This is a genomic window from Vibrio sp. SG41-7 (assembly GCF_014164465.1).
Lineage (GTDB): Bacteria > Pseudomonadota > Gammaproteobacteria > Enterobacterales > Vibrionaceae > Vibrio > Vibrio splendidus.
On the sequence record NZ_JACJFF010000254.1, the window covers coordinates 1 to 2,179 of the forward strand.

Consider the following 2,179-nt stretch of genomic DNA (forward strand, 5'->3'; position numbering starts at 1 on the left):
GAGCAATCTGAATCGAGTTCATTGTCAACGCTTGCATTTTGTAAGCTCAATGAGCTCAATCCCTCAACGTTTTATGCTAAGCGCCAGCAACTCAAAAAAGCGGATGTCTCTCAAGGCTTTGTACGAGCAGAGGTCGTCGAAAAGACAACGAAATATCAAGCTCAAATAGCCACCGCTAATATGACACTTCTCATCAATGATGTGGAGCTGAGTATTCCTCAAGGCACGCCCGCTGCCTACCTGGCAGAACTTATCGGGGCGCTATCATGAAACGCATGCTCAGCGCACCAGAGATTTATCTGTATCGTGAGAGTGTCGATTTTAGAAAGTCCATCAATGGCCTCGCAGCGATTATCGAAAGTGACACCGACTTACCTTTAGGAAGTGGCGCACTGTTCTTGTTCACCAACAAACAGCGCGACAAAATCAAAGTGCTGTACTGGGATAAAACAGGCTTTGCGCTTTGGTATAAACGCCTTGAAAAAGCCAAGTATAAATGGCCTGCAAAAGAGAAAAATGAAGTGTTTACCCTGACTCAATTCGAGCTTGATAGACTGCTTTCAGGCTTCACGATTATCGGCCATAAACCCGTTCAAATAAACGATTTTACAATGACTTAATCGATACTAAAGCCTGATATACCAAGCGTTAACGGCATGATTTTAGTATAATCAAGGCCATGAAAAAGACGCCAGATATCAACCCAAACAGTCAAGATATTGCCGAGCTACAAGCTATGGTAAAAACGCTGTTGGCGTCAGAAACCCAATGGAAACAAGAGCGCCAGTCGCTACTCGAGCAGCTCAAGCTGGCCTTCGACCGTCAGTTCGCGAAACGCTCGGAGGCGCTAAAGCCTTACGATGAATCGCAAGGTGACCTATTCAACGAAGTGGAATGTGAAGCCGCTAAGGAAGAAGAGGTTGAGGTCACGGTGACCACCACAACGAAGAAACGTGGTAAACGCAAGCCCCTTCCAAAGACCTTGCCTCGTGAAGTTATCGAACTCGATTTAGACGACCATGAAAAGCAGTGCGCTTGCTGCCAACATAGTTTGCATAAAATCGGTGAAGACCGCAGTGAGAAACTTGAGTTCTCACCAGCTGTGCTCAAAGTGCTGGAATATGTTCGTCCTAAATATGCTTGTCGTCAGTGTGAGCAAACTGAAGACAACAGCCGTATCGTTCAAAAACCTGCGCCCCAGAGCATCATCCCTAAAAGCTTTGCCACAGAAAGCTTGTTGGCCAACATCATCCTTGGCAAATATCAATACGCAATGCCACTGTACCGCCAAGAGTCGCTGTTTACCCAGTCGGGTATCGAGCTATCACGAACCACGATGGCAAGGTGGGTTATCCAAGTCAGTGATAAGTTCAAACCCCTCTATGCCGCCTTAAAAGAGCATCTACTTCAACAAGTGGTGGTTCAGGCGGATGAAACGCCGCTCAATGTCCTCAAAGAAGATAAACAGTGTTATATGTGGCTCTACTGCTCGGGCGCAGACTCGCCCGACGATGCACTGTCGAATGTAAAGAATATCGCCTTGTACGACTATCAAAACAGTCGCGCGAGGACATGCCCTGTTGCCTTCTTGGGGGATTACAGTGGTTATCTGCAAACCGATGGCTATGCTGCCTATGATGGTCTTCAACAAGTCACCAATGTTGGCTGCTTGGCGCATGCACGGCGTAAGTTCATGGACGCTAAGAAGCTTCAAGGTAAAGGTAAGTCAGGCAAAGCAGATAAAGCGCTGGCTAAAATCCAGAAGCTCTATGGGATAGAATCCCGCTTAAAAGGTGCGAGTGTCGAAACACGAAGAGCAGAACGTCAACTGCATGCCAAGCCGATACTGGATGAGCTTTACGAGTGGATGACGACTCAACAAGTGCTAGCGTCTAGCCCGCTGGGCAAGGCGATAAAATACACGCTCGGCCAATGGCCGAAACTTATTCGCTATAGCGATGATGGTCATTTATCTATCGATAATAATCGAGCTGAACGCGCAATTAAACCGCTGGTCATTGGCAGGAAGAACTGGTTGTTCTCGACCACTGCAAATGGCGCTGACGCGAGTGCGATGCTTTACAGCATCGTCGAGACTGCGAAAGCCAACGGCCTTATCCTCTACGACTACATGGTCAAGTGCATGAAAGAGCTAGCGAAAGCTGAGCCTGATATCGAT

Annotated in this window: 3 protein-coding genes; all 3 read left to right on the forward strand. The window is 47.5% G+C overall.

The window, feature by feature from the left end; genetic code table 11:
- The coding region (gene tnpA / locus H5300_RS26370; protein WP_182797327.1) for an IS66 family insertion sequence element accessory protein TnpA at window positions 1-270 on the forward strand (270 nt) is incomplete at its 5' end.
- Complete coding sequence (gene tnpB / locus H5300_RS26375; protein WP_182797328.1) at window positions 267-620, forward strand: IS66 family insertion sequence element accessory protein TnpB; 354 nt, start codon at window positions 267-269, stop codon at window positions 618-620. The genes tnpA and tnpB, both read left to right, overlap by 4 nt.
- Before the next feature lie 59 nt (window positions 621-679).
- On the forward strand, window positions 680-2,179 hold a 1,500-nt coding region (gene tnpC / locus H5300_RS26380), incomplete at its 3' end, for an IS66 family transposase (protein WP_182797329.1).

What these genes read in the sequence shown, in the direction of transcription:
- tnpB (WP_182797328.1), top strand. Translation starts at nt 267, where the DNA reads ATGAAACGCATGCTCAGCGCACCAGAGATTTATCTGTATCGTGAGAGT.